The following is a 21,542-nucleotide window of genomic DNA, read 5'->3' on the forward strand; positions in this document are numbered from 1 at the left end:
CGGACCACCTACAAGGCTGCCATCAGCATCAACATGATCCCGGCCAGCCCTTGACACCACCGCCCGGACGCTAACTGAACGGCGTTGGATCTAGAGGTCCTGGTGTCGCACCGCTCTGGGGCAGGTGCTCAGTAGAGGAGCCACAGTTCGTAGTGCGGCTGCGGAGGGTCTCCGTAACTGCTCGGGTACCACCGGCACTCGTAGCCGCGCCCCCATCGCACACCGTCCCTATGGCACTCGTTGTAGCCCTGCGTGGTGGAGGGGTAGTACCCGTCAAAATGCCACTCAGCCATGGATGAGGACGCGGCGGCTGGCGACGTCGTCAAGGCGGTGGGGGCAGCGAGCGCCAGGGTGATCCCCGCGACACCGACAGCACGCTTCCACGTGATAAAGAGGTTCTCCGATCGTCGACTACGGCGATCCTCACATGATCAGGAAAGGCATGTCGTTAGCGCTCGACGCACTAAGTCTTGCTCGCGAGCGCAGGTAGGCGTATTCCGTTGCGCACGCGAAGCCGCCCTGAACAGGCGAAACGCCGCCGCCTGATCCGCGAGGACCGGGCGCAGGCTTCTCGGTGCGGGTGCAGGTCCGATTACCCCGGCAGCCTCCGCGCGGCTCTTGAGCATGCCCTGGACGCCGTTCACGACCAGGCGCTGGTGGTGCCTCACTGCGAGCCACAGCCACTCAAGGCTCACCACCGGACAAGACAGCCCGGGCAATCGACCGGTACCTGCGCATCCGGGCCCGGCACCGCCGATGGGCGCCCAATGCTCGTTTCCGCCTTTCAAGGTGATGCGGAGCCGTCGCCCTGGCAGATCTACGTCGTCAAGGCGCAGGCCACACAGACCGCTGACCCGCATGCCGTTGTCGAACAGCATGCGGACGATGGCGGTGTCGCGTCTCACCGCGAAGTCGCTACCTCGGCACACCTCCAGGAGCGCGCCGAACTGCTCCAGCGAGACGTACTGGCGGACCTTGGACGGAGCCTTGGGGCGGTCCTTGGCGAGCATGGGGGAGACCGTGGAGCGCTCCGTCTCCTCGATCAACCAGAAGAAGAAGACGGCAAGGTAGGCGTGCGCAGCCACCGCGATGGGGATGCCGCGCTCGTTCTGCTCGTGCACCAGGCACGCCCGCACCTGCTCGGCGCCAACGCCCTCGGCGCCAACGCCCTCGGCGTCGGCCGGCTCGTTCTGCCCGGCCAGGAAGTCGACGAACCGGTTGGCGGCCCGCAGGTACGTCGTGATGGTGTTCGCGCTCTTGTTCTGGGAGCGCGCCGCTGGCGCGGCCTCGCGCGGCGGTGATGGGAACGACTGGGGACATGGCTGCGCCTCCTCCGGTACGGGGGGACAGACGGCAATCTGCTTACGCCGAAGAGCGCCGATTATGCTGGCCATCACCCGCATGCAAACGGTTCGAAGATCCTTTTCTTCTTTCATGCGGACAAATGGGCCCGTGAGCAGCGCAGATAAGGTGTGAGTGAGTCGTCTCACAGAGTTCCGATCACCGCCTTAACCAGCTCTTACGCCCCTCTTGGCACCCTTGAGTCATAGGGACTTGAGGGAGATGACAGATGAACGCGAACGAGCCTCGCGAGCAGGGCACCGGTGGGTGGAGCCAGTTCGGCGCCACCCCGCCGGCCGCCGGGGGCTTCCCCCGGCGGGACACGATCGTCATGGAGCAGCCGCCTCCTCCTCCGCCGTCCACCCCCGTCAAGGCGCGGCTCAACGCCGGGCAGAAGGCCGTCGCCGGGCTCGCGCTCGCCGCGATGGCCATCGGCGGCGGTGTCGTGGGAGCCGCCGTCGCGACCACGTTCCAGCCCGAGCCGCAGCAGGTGGTCAGCGCGCCGAGCCCGGTGCTCAGGGCCGCCTCCAACCAGCTCTCCACCGCTGAGGTGGCCGAGCGGGTGCAGCCGTCGGTGGTCATGATCCAGGGACAGACGGGCGAGGGGTCGGGGGTCGTGCTCTCCGAGGACGGCCTCATCCTCACCAACAACCACGTGGTCGTCGGCGCCTCGCAGGGCGGGGGTCAGATGACGGTCAAGTTCAGCGACGGGAAGACGGCCAAGGCCAAGGTCGTCGGCACCGACCCGGCCACCGACCTCGCGGTCATCAAGGCCGAGGACGTCTCGGGGCTGACCAAGGCCACGCTGGGCGACAGCGACCAACTCAAGGTCGGCGACGACGTGCTGGCCATCGGCAGCCCCCTCGGCCTGGACGGGTCGGTCAGCAGGGGCATCGTCAGCGCCCTGAACCGTACGCTCAAGCTGGGCGGCGAGCAGCGTCAGCAGCTCCCGCCCGGCTTCGGCGGCGAGCAGCAGCAGAGCCCGGTGGAGGGCACCACCATCGGCGACGTCATCCAGACCGACGCCGCGATCAACCCCGGCAACTCCGGCGGCGCGCTGGTGAACGCGGCGGGCGCGCTCGTCGGCATCAACACCGCCATCGCCTCCGACGCGGCCGGCGGCGGCGTCGGCTTCGCGATCCCGGTCAACACCGCCAAGCAGGTCGCCGAGCAGCTCATCAAGAGCGGCAAGGTCAGCCACGCCTTCCTCGGCGTGAGCGTCACCGACGCCACCGGCGACGTGCCCGGCGCGCTGATCCGGCAGGTGACCGCGGACAGCCCGGCGGCCAAGGCCGGGCTGCAGGAGGGCGACCTGATCACCAAGATTGGGGACACACCTGTTGACTCAGGCGATACGGTTGTTGGACAGGTCAGAGGTTTCAAACCGGGCCAACAGGTCAAGATCACATATATGAGGGACGGTCGGTCCGCGGAGGCCACCGTCACCCTCCAAGAGAAGAAGTAAACACAAGGACCCCCTCCCGGAGACGGGTGTGCCGTTGAGATCGCTGCGGACTCGGCGGCACACCCCCCCATCAGGCGAAACGCCGGCCCTCGTCGCGGCGGTAGGCCCACGTCGCGGCGGCCGCCGCGATCACCGTCCAGACGCCCAGCATGATCAGCGCGATCCCGTCCGGGCGGGCCCCCGAGATGGCCGCCCAGATCAGCTCGGCCGCGCCCCTGGACGGGACGTACGGCGAGACGGCCTCCACGATGTCCGGCAGGATCTGCGGCGGCAGGATCAGCCCGCCCACGATGGCCACGGGGAAGAAGACGATCTGCGCCACCGCGAGCGCCGCCTTCGACGGCAGCGTCAGGCCGAGGAACAGGCCGATCAGCATGAACGGCACCCCTCCGGCGACCAGCGCGGCCAGCCCCAGGGCCAGCCGGACCGGCGTGATGACCGCCTCGGTCAGCAGGGCCGCGACCACCAGCACCGGCACCACCGACAGCAGCATGAGGACCACCGTCGAGACCATCCGCCCGGCCAGGCGCGGGAACGGCCCGGCGGGCAGCGTGCGGGTGTAGGGGTCCCAGGGCTGCTCGCGATCCTGCGAGACCGACGCGCTGAGCCCGATCACCGCCGAGGACATGGCACCGAAGAACATCAGCGCCCCCGTCGCCGACGTCGCCGCCACCGGGTCGCTGCCCGCGAACGGCACCACGAACGCCAGCATCGAGATGGCCGGGAACATGGAACTGGCCAGGATCCCGATGGGCACCCTGAACTGCTCGACGAGCTGCAGCCGGGTGTGGGCCACGATCAGGCTAGACATGCGCGCTCTCCTTGGGGGGCGAGGTCGAGGTGATGGTGAGGAAGGCCTCCTCCAGCGTGGTCGGCCTGACCTCCAGCCCCGAGAACGGGGTGCCGCTGCGCACCAGCTCGACCACCAGCCGGTCGGGGTCGGTGGTCAGCAGGCTGACGCGGCCGTCCTGGCGTTCGGTGCTGAGCACGCCGGGCAGCTCGGGCAGGTCCTCGGCGTCGAGCGAGACGCGCCGCACCCCCACCATGTCGCGCACGGCCCGTACGGTGTCGTCGGCCAGGACCCGTCCCTGGCCGACGACGACCACGCGCTCGGCCAGCGCCTCGATCTCCTCCAGGTAGTGGCTGGTCAGGACGACCGTGCCGCCTTCGGCGTGGAAGGCCTGGATGCCGTCCCAGAGGGTGCGCCTGGCCTCGACGTCGAGGCCGGTCGTCGGCTCGTCCAGGAACACCAGGCGCGGGCGGCCGGCGAAGGCCAGCGCCACGGCCAGGCGCCGCTTCTGCCCGCCGGACAGCCCGCCCACCTGCCGCTTGACCAGGTCGTTCAGGCCGAAGCGGTCGAGCAGTTCGTCCCTGCCGAGCGCGTCGGGGAAGTGGGCGCGCACGAAGTCGGTGATCTCGCCGACCCGCAGCGACTCGGGCAGCCCGGTCTCCTGCGGGGTGACGCCGATGCCCCGGCGCGTCACGGGATCCTGGGGCGAGCCGCCGAACAGCTCGACCGTGCCGGAGGTCGGGCGGCGCAGCCCGACGAACAGGTTGATCAGGGTGGACTTGCCCGCGCCGTTCGGGCCGAGCAGGCCGACCAGCTCTCCCGCCCGGATGTCGAGCGAGACGCGGTCGAGCGCGAGCACGTCCCCGTAGCGGCGGGTGACCTCCACCGTTCTGGCCAGGGCCGTCATGGGGTTCCTCCAGCGTTGTCGAGCAAGGCGCGGATCGCCTTGGTGTAGTCCTCGAAGGCCAGCCGTCCGCGCTGGGTGAGCGCGACGTACGTGACGGGGGTGCGGCCCTTGTGGGTCTTGGTGATGCGGACGTAACCGGCGTCCTCCAGCTTGGTCAGGTGCACCGAGAGGTTGCCGGCCGTCATCCCGAGCAGGTCCTTCAGCGAGGGGAACGCGATCTCGTCGCGCCCGCCGAGGGTGTTGAGCGTGGCCACCACCCGCAGCCTGGCCTGCGCGTGGATCACCGGGTCGAGCTCGGGGACGGCCGCGTCGGGGCTCACATCCGCCGCCGCAGCACGACGCCGGCCGCGATGTAGCCGCCGCCGGTCAGCACGGCCGTCAGCAGCGCGTGCCAGCCGGCGCCGAGCATGACGCCCACCCCGTTGACGACCGCCGTCCACACGCCGACGAAGAACATCGGCCAGTACGTCCAGATCGCGCCGCCGGCCATGTAGAGCAGCGCGACGAGCATCATGAACCCGCCGCCCCACAGCAGGCCGCTCTCGGTGGCGGGGAGCTGGGGGCTGAAGCGGATGGCGAGCACCGTCATGGAGACCAGGCCGGCCATCCAGGCGTAGCCGTACATCATGCCCTTGGCCGAGGTCTCGCCGCGGACCTGCGCCCCCATCTTCACCATGCCGAAGATCGCGATCGCCCCGGCCAGCGACATGCCCGCGAACAGCACCATGAGCGCCTGCGGGTGGGTGATCGGCGCGTAGGGGACGCCGTCGAGGCCGTAGTACAGGAACAGCGCCGTGAAGCCGAGCAGCCAGGCCACGCCCCAGGGCACGTAGAGCAGCACCGGGTCGCCGTGCAGGCGCCGGACCGTGGCGGAGCGCTGCTGCTCGATCAGCCGCAGCGTCTCCGCGGGGGTGCGCGCTCGATCGTCGTCCACCATGCCAACTCCTCTTACCTGCAAACAGGTTTGCATCATAAACCTGATGACGACGCGAACTCAACGCGAGGGCGATAGGATCGGCTAGCGCCTGGTCAGCGCCTCGGACTCCCACAGGTCGCGGTAGTAGCCGGGCACCGCCACCAGCTCGTCGTGCCGCCCGCGCTGGACGACGCGGCCCTCGTCGAGCACCACGACCTCGTCCACCGACTCCAGGCCCTTGAGCCGGTGGGTCACCAGCACGGTGGTGCGGTCGCGGATGACGTCCAGCAGGTCGGCCATCAGGCGGTCGGCGGTCTCCTCGTCGAGCGCCTCGGCGGGCTCGTCCAGCAGCAGCACGGGCGGGTCGTACAGCAGCGCCCTGGCCAGGGCCAGGCGCTGGAGCTGGCCGCCGGAGACGGTCCTGCCGTCCTCGCCGAGCTCGGCGTCCCAGCCGGTGCGCTCGACCCACGGGCCCAGCCTGGCCTCCCGCACGGCCGCCGCCAGCCGCTCGTCGCCGGCGTCCGGCCCGGCCAGGCGCAGGTTGTCGCGCAGGGTGGTGCGGAAGATGTACGGGTCCTGGGTGAGGCCGGTCATCAGCGTGCGGACGTCGTCGCCGGACAGGTCGCGAAGGTCGGTCCCGTTGACGCGCACGCTTCCCGACTCGGGCTCGGCCAGGCGCATCAGCGCGGCCAGCAGCGTGCTCTTGCCCGCGCCGCTCGGGCCCACGATCGCGACCCGGCGGCCGGGGGTCAGGCGCAGCGAGACGCCGTCGAGTGCGGGCCTCGCGGCGTCGGGGTGGCGGACGACGAGGTCGTCGACCTCGACCGTCAGGGGAGCCGACGGCACGGGCGCGGGCGTGGAGGGCTCGGTGACGGCCGGCGCCGTGGCGCGGACCTCGCGCAGCCGCCGGATCGCGGCGGTGATCCCGGCCATGCGCTCGCCCGCCGCCGCCAGCGGCAGCACCGGCTCGAACGACACCAGCGCGGTCAGCGCGAGCACCGCCGTGGCGACGGAGCCGGCGCCCGCCCCCTGGGCGAGCAGCACGATGGCGGCCACCGTCAGCCCCTGGGCCAGCGTGCCGACCGCCAGGGCGGCGGCGTGCACGCGCGACTGGCGGCGCTCCAGCGCGGCCAGCGCCTCGTCGGCGGCCAGCGCGCCGGACAGCGCCCGCTCGCCCGCGCCGTAGGCGGCCAGGTCGGCCGAGCCGTGCACGAGGTCGGCCACGCGGGCCGCCAGCGCGGCCCTGGCCGGGGCGATCCGGGCCGACCAGCGGCGCGCGGCGGCGGCGGTCGCGGCGGGCAGCAGCACGCCCGCCACCACGAGCCCGGCCATCAGCACCAGCGCGGTCATCGGCAGCACGAACAGCCCGATGGCGACCGCGGCCAGCCCGGTCAGCAGCGCGGCGGCGGCCGGGAGCAGCGCGCGGACCAGCAGGTCCTGGACGGCCTCGGTGTCGTCCACCATGCGGCTGAGCAGGTCGGCGCCGCCGTGGCGGGGGCGCTGGGGCGGGACGAGCGCCTGGTAGAGCCGTTCGCGGGTGCCGGCCTGGGCGCGCAGGGCCACGTCGTGGCCGGTGAGCCGTTCGGCGTAGCGGAAGACGCCCTTGCCGGTCGCGAACGCCCTGGTCGCCACGATGGCCACGCTCAGCGCGGCCAGGGACGGCTGCTGCGCCGCCCTGGTGATCAGCCAGGCGGCGGCCGCGATCAGCCCCAGCCCGGCCAGGTCGGCGGCCGCCCCGGCCAGCACGGCCCAGGCCAGCCGGGTGCCCATGCGCCGGTTCATCGCGCGCTCCCCTCGGGAAGGGAGGCCACGCTCTGCGGCTCCCGGTGACCGTCGCCGTCGTGGCCGCCGTCCGGACGGGCCGGGCGGTCGCGGGTGGTGTCGGAGACGACGCGGCCCTCGTGCACCCGCACGATCCGGTCGGCGAGGTCGATCATCGCGGGCCGGTGGGCGACGATGACGGCGGTGCGCCCCCGCGCCAGCTGCGCGGTGGCGGCCACGACGGCGGCCTCGCTGCGGCCGTCGAGACGGGCGGTGGGCTCGTCGAGCAGCAGCGCGGTGGCGTCCGGGCGGCAGAAGCCCCGGGCCAGCGCCACGCGCTGCCGCTGGCCGGCCGACAGGTTCGCGCCGCGCTCGCCGACCACGGTGTCGAACCCCTGGGGCAGGTCGTCCACGAAGTCGGCATGCGCGGCGGCGGCCGCCCGCCGGACCTCCGCCGGCGTGGCGCCGGGCGCGCCGAGCCGGATGTTGTCGGCCACGGAGGTGGTGAACAGGTGGGGCCGCTGCGGCACGTACGCCAGGGCCGCCCGCCAGCTGTCCAGGTCCAGCTCACGCAGGTCGGCGCCGTCGACCAGGACGTGCCCCTCGGACGGGCGCAGGAAGCCCAGGACCAGGTGGAGCAGCGTGCTCTTGCCGCCGCCGCTCTCGCCGACCAGCGCCACCCGCTCGCCGGGCGCGATGGTGAGCGTCACGTTCTCCAGGGCGGGCTCGTCCCTGCCGGGGTAGCGGACGGTCACGTTCTCCAGGCGGATCTCCGGCGCGCCGTGCCCGTCGTACGGGCGGGCCGGGCCGGACGGGTCGCCGGCGGCCTCGTCCAGGACGGCGAAGGCCGCGTCGGCCGCGGCCACCCCCTCCATCGAGGCGTGGAAGCGGGTCCCCATGGCCCGCAGCGGCAGGTACGCCTCCGGCGCCAGCAGCAGCACCAGCAGCGCCGTCGTCAGGTCCAGCGAGCCGCCGAGCAGCCGCAGCCCGATCGGCACCGCCACCAGCGCCAGCGACAGCGACGCGCACAGCTCCAGCACCAGCGACGACAGGAACGCCACCCGCAACGTGCGCATGGTCGCGCTCCGGTGGGCGTCGGCGACCTGCCGGATGACCGTCGCCTGGTAGCGGGCCCGCCCGAAGGCGCGCAGCGTGGGCAGCCCGCGCACCACGTCGAGGAAGTGCCCGCCGAGCCGCGACAGGGCGTGGAACTGCCGCTCGGTGACCGCCTTGGTGGTCATGCCGACCAGCGCGCCGAAGACGGGGATCAGCGGCAGCGTCACCAGGACGATCACCGCGCTGCCCAGGTCCGCGGTGAACAGCCGGACCAGCACGGCCACCGGCACCACGGCCGCCACCGCGATCGAGGGCAGGTAGCCGGTCAGGTAGGCGTCGAGGCCGTCCAGGCCCCGGCCGGTCAGCGTGACCAGCTCGCCCGACCGGTGACCGGTCAGCCTGGACGGGCCCAGCTCGCCCAGGCGGGCCAGCAGCCGGTGGCGCAGCGCGGACTTCACGCCCGTCGCGGTGCGCCCGGCGTAGACGCCCTGCGTCCAGGCCAGCAGCGCCCGTACGCCCACGACGGCGGCGAGCACCCCCAGCGCGGCGGCGGTGAACCGGCCCGACAGCACGCCGGCCAGCAGCTCGGCCTGCGCGAGCACGAGCAGCCCGGCCAGCACGGCCGCGACCATGGTGACGGTCAGGTGGCGGCGCACCGAGCGCTCGGCCCGCATGAGCCGCAGAAGATCCTTGTGCACGTGGCCTTCAGAAGAACGAGGGGAGTGGGACGGCGCCCTTACCTGGCCGGAAAGTCCGCCATACCCATACTTGCGCGCCCAGCATGATCGGCGCGAACGGCAACGCCATGACACTGAGCACATTCAACGTAGCCGCCGGCGCGCTGTGCTCCAGCAAGTACGGCATCGCCCCCGCCAGCAGGCCGATCGCGGGCAGCGCGGCCACCAGCCCGGACAGCAGCAGCGCCCGCCCCGAACGCGCGGCCCCGAACGCGCCCGGCTCCCGCCAGGCCAGGAACGTCCATCCGTGGAAGGCGAACATCAGGGTCACCAGCACGCCCAGCAGCACCCCGACCGGATGCACCGGCGAGGAGGCGAACCCGGTGGCGGCGGCGTGCAGCGCCATGCCCCACCCGAAAGACAACCCCAGCGACCCGAACGCGATCATCGCGTCCCAGAAGCCGCGCCACCTCGCGCCGTCCAGCCGCCGCCGGAACCACAGCCCGGCGTCGCGCACGATCCAGCTCAGCAGCATGGCCACCACCAGCGGGTACAGCCCGAACAGCACCTCGCCCTCCAGACGCGGATACACCCCGAACAGCGTCCCGGCCACCGCCACCAGCCACACCTCGTTGGCCAGCACGAACGGCGCCATCGCGGCCACCATGCGGTCGCGGTTGCCGCGCGTCCTGCCCAGCACCGGCAGCAGCAGGCCGACGCCGAGGTCGAAGCCCTCCAGGGCGAAGTACCCGGCCAGCAGCACCGTGAAGAACAGGAACCAGATCACTTCCATGTCAGCACTCCTAGTAGCTCATCGCGGGGGCGGGCTCGGCGCCGGCGGGGACCGCCCCGAGGTCGAGGTCGCGCGGGCCGCGCCGGACGACCCGGGCGATGAGGACGTAGTCGACGACCGCCAGCAGCCCCAGCACGCCGGCGAACCCGATCAGCGAGGCCGTGACCATGCCCGAGGTCAGGCCGGGCGTCAGGGCGTCGGCCACGGTGAGCTTGTGCCAGACCATCCACGGCTGGCGGCCGATCTCCCTGGCCATCCAGCCCAGGATCGCCAGCACGAACGGCACCGGGGTCATCACGATCAGCACGGGGTGCGTCCACCGCCAGCGCGGCAGCCAGTAGATGAGCGGCAGGAGCAGGAACAGCAGCACGAACCCCAGGAGCTGGCCGAACTCGATCATGAGCCCGAGCGGCACCCCGGCGCCCGTGTCGCCGTCGAACTTGCCCTCCTGGACGCCGCCGAACTGCGCGTACCCGAAGCCCAGGGCCAGGAAGGCGCCGACCGACGCCACGCCGACCCCCGTGCGCAGCGACTTGGCGAAGAACAGCGTCTCGCGGGTGCGCCGCCGCAGCTGGTACGCGCTGGCCCCGGCCAGCACCAGGCCGCCGGTCAGCAGCCCGGCGCCGATGACGTGGGGGAAGGAGAAGATCAGCGTCTTGTTGGTGAGCAGGGCGCCGAAGTCGACCAGCTCCAGCCGGCCGTTCCTGACCACCGAACCGGCCGGGTTCTGCAGGAAGGAGTTGGCGACCATGATGAAGAACGCGCTGGCGTACGCGGTCAGCGTCACCAGCCAGATGCAGGCCAGGTGCAGCCATTTGGGCAGCCGCCCCCACCCGAAGATCCACAACCCGAGGAACGTGGACTCCAGGAAGAAGGCCACCAGCGTCTCCATGGCCAGCGGCGCGCCGAACACGTCTCCGGCGTAGTGGGACAGCCCGCTCCACGACAGCCCGAACTGGAACTCCATCACCAGGCCGGTGACGATGCCCAGGGCGTAGTTGACGACGTAGACCTGTCCCCAGAACCGCGTCATGCCGCCGTGCAGCGCGCTGCCGGAGACCACGTGGCGGGTGTGCATGAGCGCCACGACCGGCGCCAGCCCGAGCGTGAGCACGACGAACAGGAAGTGCAGGCTTCCCGTCACGGCGAACTGCGTGCGGGCGAGTTCGAGTACGTCCATTCGATCGACTCCGTTGTTGTGTCTACCTACATATAGGCAGCCTACATGTAGACTGGCTACATGGCGAACGGTTGTCTAGGATCTGGAGCATGAATCCAGACGCGCTGCGCGGGCACATGGACGCGTTGCTGCTCTCGGTGCTGGAGCGGGAGCCGCTGCACGGCTACGCGATCATCGAGGCGCTCCAGGAGCGCAGCGGGGGCGCGCTGAGCGTGCCCACCGGCACCGTCTATCCGGCGCTGCGGCGGCTGGAGCGGGTCGGCTACCTGGCCAGCGAGTGGGCCACGGTGGGCGGGCGCAAGCGGCGCACGTACCGGCTGACCGACTCGGGCAGGAAACAGCTCGAGGGGGAGCGGTCGGCCTGGCGGGAGTTCACCAGCGTGATCGGCGGCGTGCTCCAGGCCGACGCACGGGCCGACACGCGGGCCTCAGGCTGACGGGGCCGCGGCGGGCCGGCGGGTGCGGCTGACCCGCAGGCAGCGCGTCGCGCCGTAGATCTGCAGGCCCCAGAACGCGGTCGTGACCAGGTTCGCCAGGAACGCGGGCAGGTAGCCGGTCATCGTGCCCGGCCCGGGGGCGCTGTAGGACAGCACGAGGCTCATGGCGCCTCCGAGTGGCAGCATGCCCCACACGACGATGCCCAGCGACCTGGTCACCAGGCGCGGGCGGCGGATCCAGCGCGCGCCCCGGCCCAGCGCCAGCAGGGCGAGGCCGCCGTACAGGCCGGTGGCGAGCTGGCAGATGTCGAGCAGCTTCGAGATCAGGTGGTACCAGGCCGGACGGCCCACCCACAGCGCCGGGTCGGCGGGGTACGTGCGCCACACCATCGACCACATGAGCGCGGTCAGCGGGACGCTGATGAACAGCAGCAGGCCCAGGCGCCGCCCGGCCACGGCGGTCAGCTCGCTCTGGTAGCCGGGCGCGATCTCGGTGACCGGGCCGAACTCCGCGACCGCCAGCCGCTCGGCCTCGGCGCGGTCGAGGCCGTCGGCCTCCAGGGCGTCGGCGGTGTCGGACAGGCTGTCGCGGGCCTCGACGACCAGGTCGCGCTTCGCGCCGGACGGGCCGGAGAGCGCGCGATCGAGGTCGGCCACGTAGTCGTCGATCCGCATGATCCCAGTTTACGGAGTGCGCCGCCGATGGCCTATCAGGGAAGTCCCCGATATTTCGCCCCGCGACTTGATATGTCGGAAAAATCCTACATATAGTGTCCGACATGCTGATTTCCGGGATCCTCACCGTCACCCTGCCCGTCGCCGACCAGGCGCGGGCGCTCGACTTCTACACCGGCGTGCTCGACTTCGAGGTGCGCACCGACAACCCGTTCCCGATGGGCCGCTGGCTCACCGTCGCGCCCAAGGGTGCGGCGACCACGCTCCTGCTGGCCTCCTGGTTCCCCGACATGGCCCCCGTCGGCGGGCTCGTGGTGGCCGCGCCCGACCTCGACGCGCTGGCCGCCCGGCTCGCCGCGAACGACGTCGCCTTCGAGGGGCCGAGCGAGCAGGCCTGGGGACGCCAGCTCCTCTTCCGGGACCCGTCCGGCAACGGGTTCGTGGTCAGCCAGGCATGACCGCCGACCACGTCTTCACCGCGCTGGCCAGCCCGGCCAGGCGCGAGCTGCTGCGCCTGCTGCTCCAGGAGGGCCCCCAGCCCGCCGGGCGGCTGGCCGAGCGCTTCGACATGAGCCGGCCCAGCGTCTCGGAGCATCTCAAGGTGCTCAAGGACGCCGGGCTCGTGGCCGAGGCCCGCAAGGGACGGGAACGGCACTACCAGCTGGAGGCGGAGCCGCTCATGGAGATCCGCGACTGGCTGACCCCGTACGAGAGGTTCTGGCGCGAGAAGCTGACCGGCCTCTCCGCACTGCTCGACGAGATGGACGAGGACGATGGCTGAAGACCGGACCGCGATCAGGCTGGACGAGTTCCTCAAGCACCCGCCGGCCAAGGTGTGGCGGGCGCTGACCGATCCCGAGCTGATGGCCCGCTGGCTGATGCCCAACGACTTCCGGCTGGAGGTGGGCCACCGGTTCACCTTCACCACCCAGCCGAGGAAGGCGGTGGGGTTCGACGGGACGGTCCACTGCCAGGTGCTGGAGTTCGAGGCGGAGAAGCTGCTGCGGATCAGCTGGAGCGACCGCAAGCAGGCCGACTGGACGGTCACCTGGCGGCTGGTGCCGGAGGGCCGGGGCACCCGGCTGTTCCTCGACCACGAGGGCTTCGACCCCGACGACCCCACCCAGCAGCTCTCCCGCCGGATCATGGGCGGCGGCTGGCCCCGGCACTTCACCGTCATCGACGACCTGGCCGCCACCCTCTGAGCCGAGCTCCTGGCCGTGCGCGTGCGGCCTCTCGCCGGTGGTGCCGGACGGCAGGTCGCGGGGCTGCGTCTCAAGGTGGTTGAGTGAATGCGCAATGTCACTGCGACGGAAGCCGGAGGTGGGCCATGACCTGCGAGGCCACCTCGTCCGGCGGGCGGCCGTCGGTGTCCAGGCGCACGTCGCCCGCACCCGCCAGGTCGAGGGCGGCGGCCTCCCGCGCCGCCCGTCCGGCCACGGCTCGCAGCGCGTCCCGGTTGAGCCCCCGCAGCTCGTCGCCGGGCGTCGCCGGGCCGCCTCCCCGGCCGCGCAGCAGCACCCGTTCCAGCAGCGTGGCGGGGGAGGCGTGCAGCCGGAACACGGTCGGCGTCAGACCGGGAAGCAGGCGGGTGCAACTGCGGACGGTCTCGTCGGGGTCCGCCCCGCCGGAGACGACCAGGCATCCGGCCCCGGCCGCCCGGTACCCGTCCCACAGGGCGGCCAGACCGCGTGCCCTGAGCCGGTGGCCCTCCTCCTCGGTGGACGGGCGCAGCGCGGCGATCTGCCGGAGATCGACGTAGGCGGCCCGTACGCCCGACCGGTGGACGCGGCTGAAGACCTCGTAGCCGACCGTCGACTTCCCGGCCGCCGTCGCCCCCGAGAACCACAACAGGGGAACCGGCACACCGGATGCGACACCGCCGCCCCACGCGCCTGGAACGGCCGGGGCGGGTGCCGACACGGATACCGGCCCGGTGGCGGGGGCGGCCGGCGGCCATCCGCCCAGCCGGTCGAGCACCAGCCGGGCCGTCCCGGCCACCGTCCGGCCGCCGGTGTCCACGCACAGGTCGGCGTACCGGCTGCGGTCCTGCGCGACCGCCTCGGCCACGGCGTCCTCCACCAGGTCCGGACGCCAGCCCCGCCCCAGGAACCGCTCCCTCAGCTCCGCGTGGGGCACCCGCAACCGGCACACGGTGAACGCCGCGCCGGGCAGCAGCGCGGTGTACTCGCCGACCTCCTCGGGCGTGTCCACGAAACCGGCCAGCACCAGGCAGCGCATCCCCGCGCGCCGGAACCCGGGCCACAGGGCCGCCAGGTTGCGCGCCCGCAGGCGATGCGGGCCGCCCTCCGGCGCCGGATGGCACAGGCCGATCTGGTCGGCGTCGAGGAACGCCGCCTTGACGCCGCTCCGGCCGAGCCGGTCGAAGATCTCCCACCCGGCCGAGGACTTACCGGCGCCGGTGGGGCCCGTCAACCAGAGCAGCGGCAGCGGATCGGTACTCACCGGCGCGACCCTAGCGAGCCCGATCCGCCGCCTGCCACCGCATTTCGGCCCGGCTACTGGTGCACGACCGGGTTGTGGTGGACCGCCTGGCGGGCCGCGTGCGAGGTGGAGCTCCACAACACCGCCGCCGCCGTCAGCGCCGCGAGCAGCGTGCACCAGGCCACCGCGCGTCCGAGCCGCATGCCGTACCCCCACAGCAGCCACGACAGCGACAGCCACCAGTGCTCACCGGCCTGGCGGCGCATCTCCATGGCGGCGAAGGCGAAGTCCGCCGAGGTGTCGCGGTCCTCGATCCGGCCGCGCAGCTCGGCGTAGAGTGCGGCCAGCAGGTCGGGGGTGGTGGGCGAGCCGCCGGAGGCGTCCCAGCCGCGCAGGGCGTGCTCGTCGGCCAGCGCGCTGCGCCGCGAGATCCAGCGCAGCATCGGACGGCGCAGGCTGACCCGCACGCCGCGCGGCGTGAGCGCGAACGTGCAGTTCCTGACCCGCACCCCGGACGGGTGCGTGAGCCCGGCGAAGCCGCATCCCGACAGGTCGAGGCCGGTCAGCGTGAGGCTGGCGGCGTCCACCTGGCGCAGCGAGCTCAGCATCGACAGGCCCTTCCCGGTCACCGAGGCGGGCCCGTGCAGCACGGCGCCCTCCAGGTCGGCGCTGGAGTCGGTCAGCCGCACGGTGGCGGCCCCGAAGACCTCGGCCCGCCGCAGGTCCACCCCGCAGCGCGCGACCGTCACGTCGAGCAGGCCGTCGGCGCGGGCGCGCGCGGCCGAGAGCCGGCCGGAGGCCGACAGGTAGGCGTCCCCGGCGAAGTGGGCGTAGTCGAACCCCGCCTGCCCGCGCACCTTGCGGAAGGAGAGGGTCCGGCCGAACCTGGCGCCGCGGAACGTGGCCCCGGTGCCCAGGCGGGCGTCGTCGAAGGTGGCGTACCCGTCGAACCGGGCGCCCTCGCAGGAGAGCCCGTGCTCGAAGACGGCCTGGCCGAACAGCGCGTCGCGGGACATCACGGCCCGGTCGAGCGAGACGTGCCCCCGGACGCGTACGCCGTGGAAGGACAGCTCGCGCGTGAACCTGGCCGCCGCCAGCGACACGTTGCCCTCGAATCGAGCTCCGAAGAAGGAGGCGAGCCGCTCGAACCTGGCCCCGTCGAGCGACACGTCCCCGGCGAACGTCACGCCCGACAGCCTGACGTCGCCGGTGAACCTGGCCCGGTCGAGCCGGGCGCGGCCCGGTCTGCAACTCGTCGCCTCCAGGACCCGCGCCAGCAGGTCGCCGTTGACGGTGGTGCCGCGGAGGTCGAGCAGCCTGCCGGGGGACAACCGGGCGAGGACGGCGGGCAGGTCCTCGGCCGGCAGATGCGCCAGGCACAGGCCGGACGGCTGTTGGGCGATTCCGGGGCAGGCAGCAGAAAACGCGCAGGTGACCCAGTCCATGCACTGGTCATACCCGCGTGCCGCCAATGTCAAGGTTCGATGATTTAATGTTCTATCCACTTTTGTGTGGAAATATGCGGGCAATAATCCCTCTAAAGTGCCGGTCATGCGCGTTTTATCCCGAGCAGTACTCGCTGCCCTCGTGGCGGGCGCCCTGACCGCCACCCCGGCCCTCGCCGAGACGGCGGCGGCGCCCTGTGACACCCCGGCCGACCGCCGCGTCGCCGAGGTGCAGGGCAGTGGCGACACCGGCCCCCTGACCGGCCAGACCGTCCGGGTCGAAGGCGTCGTGACCGGCGACTTCCAGCGGACCGACCAGCTCAGCGGCTTCTTCCTCCAGGACCCGCGGCCGGACGCCGACCCGAGGACCTCCGAGGGCCTGTTCGTCTTCGCCCGCGAGTCCTTCAAGGACGTCAAGACCGGCGACCGCGTCCTGGTCACCGGCAAGGCCACCGAGTTCAACGGCTGGACCGAGCTGTCCCCGGTCACCGCCGTGGACGTCTGCGGCACCGGGAGTGTGGCGGCGCAGCCGTACACGCTGCCCCCGGCCGCGGACGGCCTGGAGGCCGTCGAGAACATGCTGCTCACCTTCCCGCAGCCGCTCACCGTGGACGACAACTACAACCTGGGCCGCTTCGGCGAGGTCACGGTGTCGGCGCACGGGCGGCTGTACCAGCCCACCGACCGGCCCGGCGTGGACCCCGCCGGCGACACGCGCCGCTCGCTGCTCATCGACGACGGCTCCAACCGGGAGAACCCGGCGACGCTGCCGCCCGTCACGCGGGCGGGCACCGTGGCCGCCGGCCTCACCGGCGTGCTCGGGTACGGCTTCGGCGAGTACCGCCTCCAGCCCACCAAGCCGATCGCCTACCTGGACGCCAACCCGCGCACGCCGCGCCCCTTCCCGGTGGTGGGCAACGTGAAGGTGGCCTCGTTCAACACCCTCAACTGGTTCACCACCATCGGCTCGCGCGGCGCGAGCAACGCCAACGAGCAGCAGCGCCAGCTCGCCAAGCTGGTGGCCGCGCTGAAGGGCCTGGACGCCGACGCGGTCGCCCTCATGGAGGTCGAGAACAACGGCCGGACCGCGCTGCAGGCGCTCGTGGACGCCGTCAACGCCGAGGTCGGCGCCGGCACGTACGCGGCGCTCAGCCACCCCTACCCCGGCACGGACCTCATCCAGGTCGGCCTGATCTACAAGCCGGGCAAGCTCACCCCGGTCGGCGAGACCAGGGCCTCGGAGGACCCCGTCTTCAGCCGTCCGCCGCTGATCCAGACCTTCCGCAGGAAGGGTGGCGGCCAGCCGTTCACCATGATCGTCAACCACCTCAAGTCCAAGGGCAGCTGCCCGGCCGACGGCCCCGACGCCGACCAGGGCGACGGCCAGAGCTGCTGGAACCCCACCCGCGTCAAGCAGGCGCAGGCGCTGCTCGGGATCATCGGCGACCAGGACCTGCCCAACCCGCTCGTGCTCGGCGACCTCAACGCCTACGGCGAGGAGGACCCGATCGACACGCTGGAGGCCGGCGGCCTGACCAGCCTCACCAAGCGGTTCGTGCCCGAGGCGCAGCGCTACAGCTACCTGTTCGACGGCCTGGCCGGCGAGCTCGACCACGCCTTCGCCGGCAAGCAGCTGCTCAAGCGGGTGACCAGCACCACGATCTGGCACATCAACTCCGACGAGCCGCGCATCCGCGACTACAACACCGAGTTCAACCCGCCCGGCCTCTACCAGCCGGACGCCTACCGCTCCTCCGACCACGACCCCCTGGTGATCGGCCTGACCCTGCCCGGCGGCCACTGACCCCTGCGGAAGGCGCGGCCCGCGGGCCGCGCCTTCCGGCGTTCCGGATCGCCCGCCGCAGCGGGCTTGCGGGCCTCCAGGGCATGGAATGCTGGTGGGGGGTACGTGGTTGACACGGTTGCAATTTCACCGAGGAGCGAGGAGCCACTTGTGGCGACCATCGAAGTAACAGAGAAGAACTTCAACGACATCGCCGACAAGGGCATCGTGCTGCTCGACTTCTGGGCGACGTGGTGCCCGCCGTGCAAGAAGTTCGGGCCGATCTTCGAAGCGGCCTCCGACAAGCACGACGACATCACCTTCGGCAAGATCGACACCGACGCGGAGCAGGCGCTCGCCCAGGGCTTCGACATCACCTCGATCCCCACGCTGATGGCGATCCGCGACGGCATCGTGGTCTTCGCCCAGGCCGGTGCGATCCCGGCGCCGGCCCTGGACGACCTCATCCGCCAGGTCCGCGCCCTCGACATGGACGCGATCAGGGCCGAGCTCAGCGAGGAGCTGAAGAACGCCGAGCAGAACTGACCTCGGCGGGCCCCGCCTGCACGGTGGGGCCCTCGCGTCCCCCGGCCCGCGCGAGGGCGGCGGCCAGCGGGAACAGCGCGATCACCACGAGCGTGCCGGGCAGCCCGGCCAGGCGTGACAGCGCGCCCGCCACACCCAGCCCGATCCCGCCGCCGACGAAGAACGTCAGGTTCAGCAGGCCCATCGCGCCGCCGCGCCGCTCCACCGGGTAGCTCGCCGACATCCGGCCGGTGATCACCACCTGGGCCAGCGAGAACGCCGGGAACCCGAGCGAGGCGGCCACCACCAGCAGCACCGCGGCCCACGCCGCCGGCGCGCCCTGCCCGCCGGTGAACGCTCCGGCGAGCCCCGCCGCGACCAGGCAGAGCGCGAACGCCGCGGCCACGGCGGGCAGCAGCCACGACCGGGTGCCCGCGATCCTGGCCAGCACCACGCCCACCAGCGCGCCCGGCAGCAGCCAGGCGCCGATCGTCAGCACGCTCCACCCGTGCACCCCGGCCAGGAGTTGCGGGGCGGCCCACATGGTGGCGAACAGGCCGCCGTACACGCCGACGCCGATCAGGGCGGCCCCGCGGAAGACGGGGTCGGCCGGCAGGTCCCGCGGGACGAACCCGCCAGCGACCGTACGGGTGCGCCGGACCAGCGCGCCCCCCGCGAGCACCGCCACCACCCCGGCCAGCGCCGCGACCGGCCAGGTCAGCCCCAGGTTGGCCGACTGGACGAGCACGAGGAAGGCCGACACCCCCGCCGCCAGCAGCCCCACGCCCACGACGTCCACCCGGCCGCCCGATCCCGCCCGCCGCGCCACCGGCAGGCAGAACGGCACCGCCACCAGCGCCAGCGCGGGCAGCGCGAGCGTGAGCCGCCACGACAACGCCTGGGTGACCAGCCCGCCGGCCAGCGTCGCGCCCGCCGAGAAGACCGCCATCGCGCTGCCGAACCAGGCCAGCACCGCCTGGCGCCGCTCCGGCTCGGCCGTGGCCGCCAGGTTCAGCGCGACCGCCGACAGCGCGCCCGACCCGGCCGCCAGCACCGCCCGCGCCGCCACGAGCGCGCCCAGCGACGGCGCCACCAGGCAGGCCAGCGCGCCCGACGCCAGCACCGCCGAGCCGAGCAGCAACGTGCGGCGCACCCCCCACGCGTCCGACAGGCGCCCGAACAGCGCCGTCCCGATGCCCAGCGCCAGCGCGTGCGCGGTCAGCACCCACACCACCGCGCCAGGACGTGCCCCCAAGGCGGCGGCGACGTCCGGCAGGGCGACCCCGGCCGCCGTGACGCCGAACACGGCCGGGCCGAAGAGCGCGCCCAGCCTGATCCCGATCGATCCACTCCCGTTCATGCGGGTCAGTCCATCGCGGGAAGAGCGGGCGAACCAGGAGACGTTCTCCTGGACAGTCATCACAGATCATGATGAATGGAGACACAGTGGAGTTGCGGCAGCTCGCCTACTTCGTCGCCGTCGCCGACGAGGGCGGCTTCGGCCGGGCCGCCGAGCGGCTGCACATCGTGCAGCCCGCGGTCAGCCAGCAGGTGAGCAGGCTGGAACGCGAGCTGGGCGCGCGCCTGTTCGACCGGTCGACCCGGCACGTACGGCTGACGGAGGCGGGGGAGCGGCTGCTGCCCGAGGCCCGCGAGGTGCTCGCCGCGGCCGAACGGGCCCGCCGGGCGGTCACCGGCCACCTGGCCGAGGCCACCCTGCGGCTCGGCGTGTCGGCCGCGCCCGGCACCCGCCTGTACCCCATGCTCGACCGGCTCGACCCCGGCCTGCGGGTCCGGCTCAGCAAGCAGGGGCTGGCCGAGCGGCTGGCGGCGGTGCGCTCCGGCGACCTGGACGCCGCCCTGGTGCGTCTCGTGGACGCCGCGCCCGGCCTGGAGTTCTTCCCCGCCTGGACCGAGCCGCTGGTCGTGGCGCTGCCCGCCGGCCATCCGCTGGCCGGCTCCGGCACGCTCAGCCTCGCCCAGCTGGGCGACCTGCCCGTACGGCTCGCCCCCCGCGAGCGCAACCCGCCCTTCCACGACCTGGTCACCGGGGCCCTGGCGGTGGCGGGGGTGGACCCGCCGCGCGGCCCGGCCTTCACCGGCCTGCACGACACGCTCATCGACCTGGCCTCGGGCCCGCCGTCGTGGACGCTGTTCTACCCGGTCTTCGACGAGCTGCCGCCGATCCGCGGCGTGGCCTACGCCGGCCTGGACGAGCCCGAGGTGCGCACCTACCTGGCCGTGCCGGCCGGACCGCCGACGGCCCGGGTGCGGCAGCTCCTGGCGGCCCTGCCCTGACCGGGGCCCTGACCGGGGGCCCAGACTGCGGGCCCTGACCGGGGGCCGCGATCGGGCCGTCCGTCAGGGCTTGCGGGCGACGCCGACGTAGCCGACGTCGGTGCCGTTCGTCAGGGCGGCCGGCTCGGTGGGACGCCAGTCCTGGGGGAAGACCAGGCCGGGGTCGGCCAGCTCGTAGCCCTCGAAGAAGGCCAGGATCTCCTTGTCGGTCCGCAGGCTCAGTGCGGCCGTGGCCTGGTTGTAGACCTCCACGGCCTGCGGGGTGGTGTCGGGCCTGGCGTCGATGGCGTGGCTGATCACCAGGTGGCTGCCGGGGGCGCTGACCTCGCGCAGCCGGGCCACGATCGGGTGGGCCTGCTCGTCGGGGATGAAGTGCAGGATCGCCAGCATGAGGAAGGCCACCGGCTGGTCGAAGTCGACCAGCGCGCCCAGCTTGTCCAGCAGGGTGTCCACCTCGCGGATGTCGGCCTGCAGGATGTCGACGTTGTCCGTACGGGCCAGCAGCGCCCGGCCGTGGACGCACACCACCGAGTCGTAGTCGACGTAGACCACGCGGGCCTCGGGCGCGATCTCGTGCGTGTTGCCCTGGGTCGGCAGCCCGGCGCCCAGGTCGACGATCTGCCGTACGCCCGAGTCCACCAGATGCCGCACGGCCCGCTGCAGGAACGCCCGGTTGGCGCGGGCGGCCTCCTTGGTGTTGGGGAACACCTTGAGGATCTGCTCCGCCGCGGCGCGGTCGGCCGCGAAGTTGTCCTTGCCGTCGAGGTAGTAGTCGTACATCCGCGCGACGTTGGGGACGTTGGGGTCGACCCCCTCAGGGGCACTGTCCACGATTTCTCCCGAAATTTCGGTCCTTCGGGTGATCATAGCCCCGCCGCCACCACCCGTACCGGAATTCGGTTCGGTTGCCCGCGCGGCGCGTCACGAACACGCGCCGCGCGGAACCGGGTCACCCTGGTACACCCCCGGAGGTGCCGTTCAGGTGCGCCGACCCGCCCGCCCCGGCGATTACGGCCTCGATGTCCTCGAAATCGCGGTCCACCGCGTA

At 72.6% G+C, this 21,542-nt stretch carries 22 protein-coding genes; 8 read left to right on the top strand and 14 right to left on the bottom strand.

What is annotated here, in order from left to right; genetic code table 11:
- Positions 1 to 431: 431 nt before the first annotated feature.
- Positions 432 to 1,436: a tyrosine-type recombinase/integrase gene (locus ABZ444_RS49405; protein ID WP_358011839.1), complete on the bottom strand. Its 1,005-nt coding sequence runs from the start codon at positions 1,434 to 1,436 to the stop codon at positions 432 to 434.
- Positions 1,437 to 1,570: 134 nt separating this feature from the next.
- On the opposite strand from ABZ444_RS49405, the gene ABZ444_RS49410 reads away from it, so the two are divergent.
- Positions 1,571 to 2,806: a trypsin-like peptidase domain-containing protein gene (locus ABZ444_RS49410; RefSeq protein ID WP_358011841.1), complete on the top strand. Its 1,236-nt coding sequence runs from the start codon at positions 1,571 to 1,573 to the stop codon at positions 2,804 to 2,806.
- A gap of 70 nt (positions 2,807 to 2,876) precedes the next feature.
- Here the strand turns inward: ABZ444_RS49410 and ABZ444_RS49415 are convergent, their stop codons facing one another.
- The 8 genes from ABZ444_RS49415 to ABZ444_RS49450 form a co-directional block, all read right to left on the bottom strand.
- Positions 2,877 to 3,617, bottom strand: coding sequence for an ABC transporter permease (locus tag ABZ444_RS49415; protein ID WP_358011844.1), 741 nt, complete (start codon positions 3,615 to 3,617; stop codon positions 2,877 to 2,879).
- Positions 3,610 to 4,503, bottom strand: a complete 894-nt coding sequence (locus ABZ444_RS49420; RefSeq protein WP_358011846.1) for an ABC transporter ATP-binding protein — start codon at positions 4,501 to 4,503, stop codon at positions 3,610 to 3,612. Before ABZ444_RS49420 ends, ABZ444_RS49415 begins: the two co-directional genes overlap by 8 nt.
- On the bottom strand, positions 4,500 to 4,823 hold the full coding sequence (locus ABZ444_RS49425) for a transcriptional regulator (RefSeq protein ID WP_358011849.1): 324 nt from the start codon (positions 4,821 to 4,823) through the stop codon (positions 4,500 to 4,502). Before ABZ444_RS49425 ends, ABZ444_RS49420 begins: the two co-directional genes overlap by 4 nt.
- Positions 4,820 to 5,440, bottom strand: coding sequence for a hypothetical protein (locus tag ABZ444_RS49430; protein ID WP_358011852.1), 621 nt, complete (start codon positions 5,438 to 5,440; stop codon positions 4,820 to 4,822). Before ABZ444_RS49430 ends, ABZ444_RS49425 begins: the two co-directional genes overlap by 4 nt.
- 81 nt (positions 5,441 to 5,521) lie before the next feature.
- A complete protein-coding gene (gene cydC / locus ABZ444_RS49435) occupies positions 5,522 to 7,201 on the bottom strand; it encodes a thiol reductant ABC exporter subunit CydC (protein ID WP_358011855.1) in 1,680 nt (559 codons plus the stop codon).
- On the bottom strand, positions 7,198 to 8,934 hold the full coding sequence (cydD, locus tag ABZ444_RS49440) for a thiol reductant ABC exporter subunit CydD (RefSeq protein WP_358011857.1): 1,737 nt from the start codon (positions 8,932 to 8,934) through the stop codon (positions 7,198 to 7,200). The genes cydC and cydD overlap by 4 nt, the downstream gene beginning before the upstream one ends.
- A 7-nt stretch (positions 8,935 to 8,941) precedes the next feature.
- Entirely contained in the window at positions 8,942 to 9,706 is a 765-nt protein-coding gene (locus tag ABZ444_RS49445) for a cytochrome d ubiquinol oxidase subunit II (RefSeq protein WP_358011860.1), read from the bottom strand.
- Positions 9,707 to 9,716: 10 nt separating this feature from the next.
- Positions 9,717 to 10,886 (bottom strand): cytochrome ubiquinol oxidase subunit I, encoded by a 1,170-nt coding sequence (locus ABZ444_RS49450; RefSeq protein ID WP_358011863.1) that lies wholly within the window; start codon positions 10,884 to 10,886, stop codon positions 9,717 to 9,719.
- Positions 10,887 to 10,975: 89 nt separating this feature from the next.
- Between ABZ444_RS49450 and ABZ444_RS49455 the strand changes: the two genes are divergently transcribed.
- Positions 10,976 to 11,323, top strand: coding sequence for a helix-turn-helix transcriptional regulator (locus ABZ444_RS49455; protein ID WP_357969095.1), 348 nt, complete (start codon positions 10,976 to 10,978; stop codon positions 11,321 to 11,323).
- On the opposite strand, the gene ABZ444_RS49460 is transcribed toward ABZ444_RS49455, so the two are convergent.
- Complete coding sequence (locus tag ABZ444_RS49460) at positions 11,315 to 11,998, bottom strand: permease prefix domain 1-containing protein (protein ID WP_358011865.1); 684 nt, start codon at positions 11,996 to 11,998, stop codon at positions 11,315 to 11,317. The two genes, ABZ444_RS49455 and ABZ444_RS49460, sit on opposite strands and share 9 nt — an antisense overlap.
- A 104-nt stretch (positions 11,999 to 12,102) precedes the next feature.
- On the opposite strand from ABZ444_RS49460, the gene ABZ444_RS49465 reads away from it, so the two are divergent.
- The 3 genes from ABZ444_RS49465 to ABZ444_RS49475 are packed head-to-tail and all read left to right on the top strand — an operon-like array spanning position 12,103 to position 13,203.
- Positions 12,103 to 12,456: a VOC family protein gene (locus ABZ444_RS49465; RefSeq protein WP_358011867.1), complete on the top strand. Its 354-nt coding sequence runs from the start codon at positions 12,103 to 12,105 to the stop codon at positions 12,454 to 12,456.
- Positions 12,453 to 12,779 (top strand): metalloregulator ArsR/SmtB family transcription factor, encoded by a 327-nt coding sequence (locus ABZ444_RS49470; RefSeq protein ID WP_358011870.1) that lies wholly within the window; start codon positions 12,453 to 12,455, stop codon positions 12,777 to 12,779. The genes ABZ444_RS49465 and ABZ444_RS49470 overlap by 4 nt, the downstream gene beginning before the upstream one ends.
- Entirely contained in the window at positions 12,772 to 13,203 is a 432-nt protein-coding gene (locus ABZ444_RS49475) for an SRPBCC domain-containing protein (protein ID WP_357969103.1), read from the top strand. Before ABZ444_RS49470 ends, ABZ444_RS49475 begins: the two co-directional genes overlap by 8 nt.
- 97 nt (positions 13,204 to 13,300) lie before the next feature.
- Here the strand turns inward: ABZ444_RS49475 and ABZ444_RS49480 are convergent, their stop codons facing one another.
- Complete coding sequence (locus ABZ444_RS49480; protein ID WP_358011872.1) at positions 13,301 to 14,464, bottom strand: hypothetical protein; 1,164 nt, start codon at positions 14,462 to 14,464, stop codon at positions 13,301 to 13,303.
- Positions 14,465 to 14,517: 53 nt separating this feature from the next.
- Entirely contained in the window at positions 14,518 to 15,888 is a 1,371-nt protein-coding gene (locus tag ABZ444_RS49485; RefSeq protein ID WP_358011874.1) for a pentapeptide repeat-containing protein, read from the bottom strand.
- A 106-nt stretch (positions 15,889 to 15,994) separates the two neighbouring features.
- Between ABZ444_RS49485 and ABZ444_RS49490 the strand changes: the two genes are divergently transcribed.
- Complete coding sequence (locus tag ABZ444_RS49490) at positions 15,995 to 17,692, top strand: ExeM/NucH family extracellular endonuclease (RefSeq protein ID WP_358011877.1); 1,698 nt, start codon at positions 15,995 to 15,997, stop codon at positions 17,690 to 17,692.
- Positions 17,693 to 17,842: 150 nt separating this feature from the next.
- Positions 17,843 to 18,217 carry a thioredoxin family protein gene (locus tag ABZ444_RS49495; protein WP_357969115.1) on the top strand — a complete coding sequence of 125 codons (375 nt, stop codon included), beginning with the start codon at positions 17,843 to 17,845 and terminating at the stop codon, positions 18,215 to 18,217.
- On the opposite strand, the gene ABZ444_RS49500 is transcribed toward ABZ444_RS49495, so the two are convergent.
- Positions 18,183 to 19,616, bottom strand: coding sequence for an MFS transporter (locus tag ABZ444_RS49500; RefSeq protein ID WP_358011879.1), 1,434 nt, complete (start codon positions 19,614 to 19,616; stop codon positions 18,183 to 18,185). The two genes, ABZ444_RS49495 and ABZ444_RS49500, sit on opposite strands and share 35 nt — an antisense overlap.
- 26 nt (positions 19,617 to 19,642) lie before the next feature.
- Between ABZ444_RS49500 and ABZ444_RS49505 the strand changes: the two genes are divergently transcribed.
- Complete coding sequence (locus ABZ444_RS49505) at positions 19,643 to 20,494, top strand: LysR family transcriptional regulator (RefSeq protein WP_358011882.1); 852 nt, start codon at positions 19,643 to 19,645, stop codon at positions 20,492 to 20,494.
- A gap of 63 nt (positions 20,495 to 20,557) precedes the next feature.
- Here ABZ444_RS49505 and ABZ444_RS49510 read toward each other — a convergent pair whose 3' ends face one another.
- Entirely contained in the window at positions 20,558 to 21,325 is a 768-nt protein-coding gene (locus ABZ444_RS49510) for an SAM-dependent methyltransferase (RefSeq protein WP_358011885.1), read from the bottom strand.
- Between the last annotated feature and the right edge of the window lie 217 nt (positions 21,326 to 21,542).

The organism is Nonomuraea sp. NPDC005730 (assembly GCF_040630865.1).
In the GTDB taxonomy this organism is placed as follows: domain Bacteria; phylum Actinomycetota; class Actinomycetes; order Streptosporangiales; family Streptosporangiaceae; genus Nonomuraea.

Bases quoted from the DNA above. Each gene is read 5' to 3' on its own strand.
- ABZ444_RS49485 (WP_358011874.1), bottom strand. From the start codon at position 15,888: ATGGACTGGGTCACCTGCGCGTTTTCTGCTGCCTGCCCCGGAATCGCC.
- ABZ444_RS49490 (WP_358011877.1), top strand. From the start codon at position 15,995: ATGCGCGTTTTATCCCGAGCAGTACTCGCTGCCCTCGTGGCGGGCGCC.
- ABZ444_RS49420 (WP_358011846.1), bottom strand. From the start codon at position 4,503: ATGACGGCCCTGGCCAGAACGGTGGAGGTCACCCGCCGCTACGGGGAC.
- ABZ444_RS49465 (WP_358011867.1), top strand. From the start codon at position 12,103: ATGCTGATTTCCGGGATCCTCACCGTCACCCTGCCCGTCGCCGACCAG.
- ABZ444_RS49455 (WP_357969095.1), top strand. From the start codon at position 10,976: ATGAATCCAGACGCGCTGCGCGGGCACATGGACGCGTTGCTGCTCTCG.
- ABZ444_RS49470 (WP_358011870.1), top strand. From the start codon at position 12,453: ATGACCGCCGACCACGTCTTCACCGCGCTGGCCAGCCCGGCCAGGCGC.
- ABZ444_RS49415 (WP_358011844.1), bottom strand. From the start codon at position 3,617: ATGTCTAGCCTGATCGTGGCCCACACCCGGCTGCAGCTCGTCGAGCAG.
- ABZ444_RS49410 (WP_358011841.1), top strand. From the start codon at position 1,571: ATGAACGCGAACGAGCCTCGCGAGCAGGGCACCGGTGGGTGGAGCCAG.
- ABZ444_RS49500 (WP_358011879.1), bottom strand. From the start codon at position 19,616: ATGACTGTCCAGGAGAACGTCTCCTGGTTCGCCCGCTCTTCCCGCGAT.
- ABZ444_RS49475 (WP_357969103.1), top strand. From the start codon at position 12,772: ATGGCTGAAGACCGGACCGCGATCAGGCTGGACGAGTTCCTCAAGCAC.
- ABZ444_RS49450 (WP_358011863.1), bottom strand. From the start codon at position 10,886: ATGGACGTACTCGAACTCGCCCGCACGCAGTTCGCCGTGACGGGAAGC.
- ABZ444_RS49430 (WP_358011852.1), bottom strand. From the start codon at position 5,440: ATGGTGGACGACGATCGAGCGCGCACCCCCGCGGAGACGCTGCGGCTG.
- ABZ444_RS49445 (WP_358011860.1), bottom strand. From the start codon at position 9,706: ATGGAAGTGATCTGGTTCCTGTTCTTCACGGTGCTGCTGGCCGGGTAC.
- ABZ444_RS49460 (WP_358011865.1), bottom strand. From the start codon at position 11,998: ATGCGGATCGACGACTACGTGGCCGACCTCGATCGCGCGCTCTCCGGC.
- ABZ444_RS49405 (WP_358011839.1), bottom strand. From the start codon at position 1,436: ATGAAAGAAGAAAAGGATCTTCGAACCGTTTGCATGCGGGTGATGGCC.
- cydC (WP_358011855.1), bottom strand. From the start codon at position 7,201: ATGAACCGGCGCATGGGCACCCGGCTGGCCTGGGCCGTGCTGGCCGGG.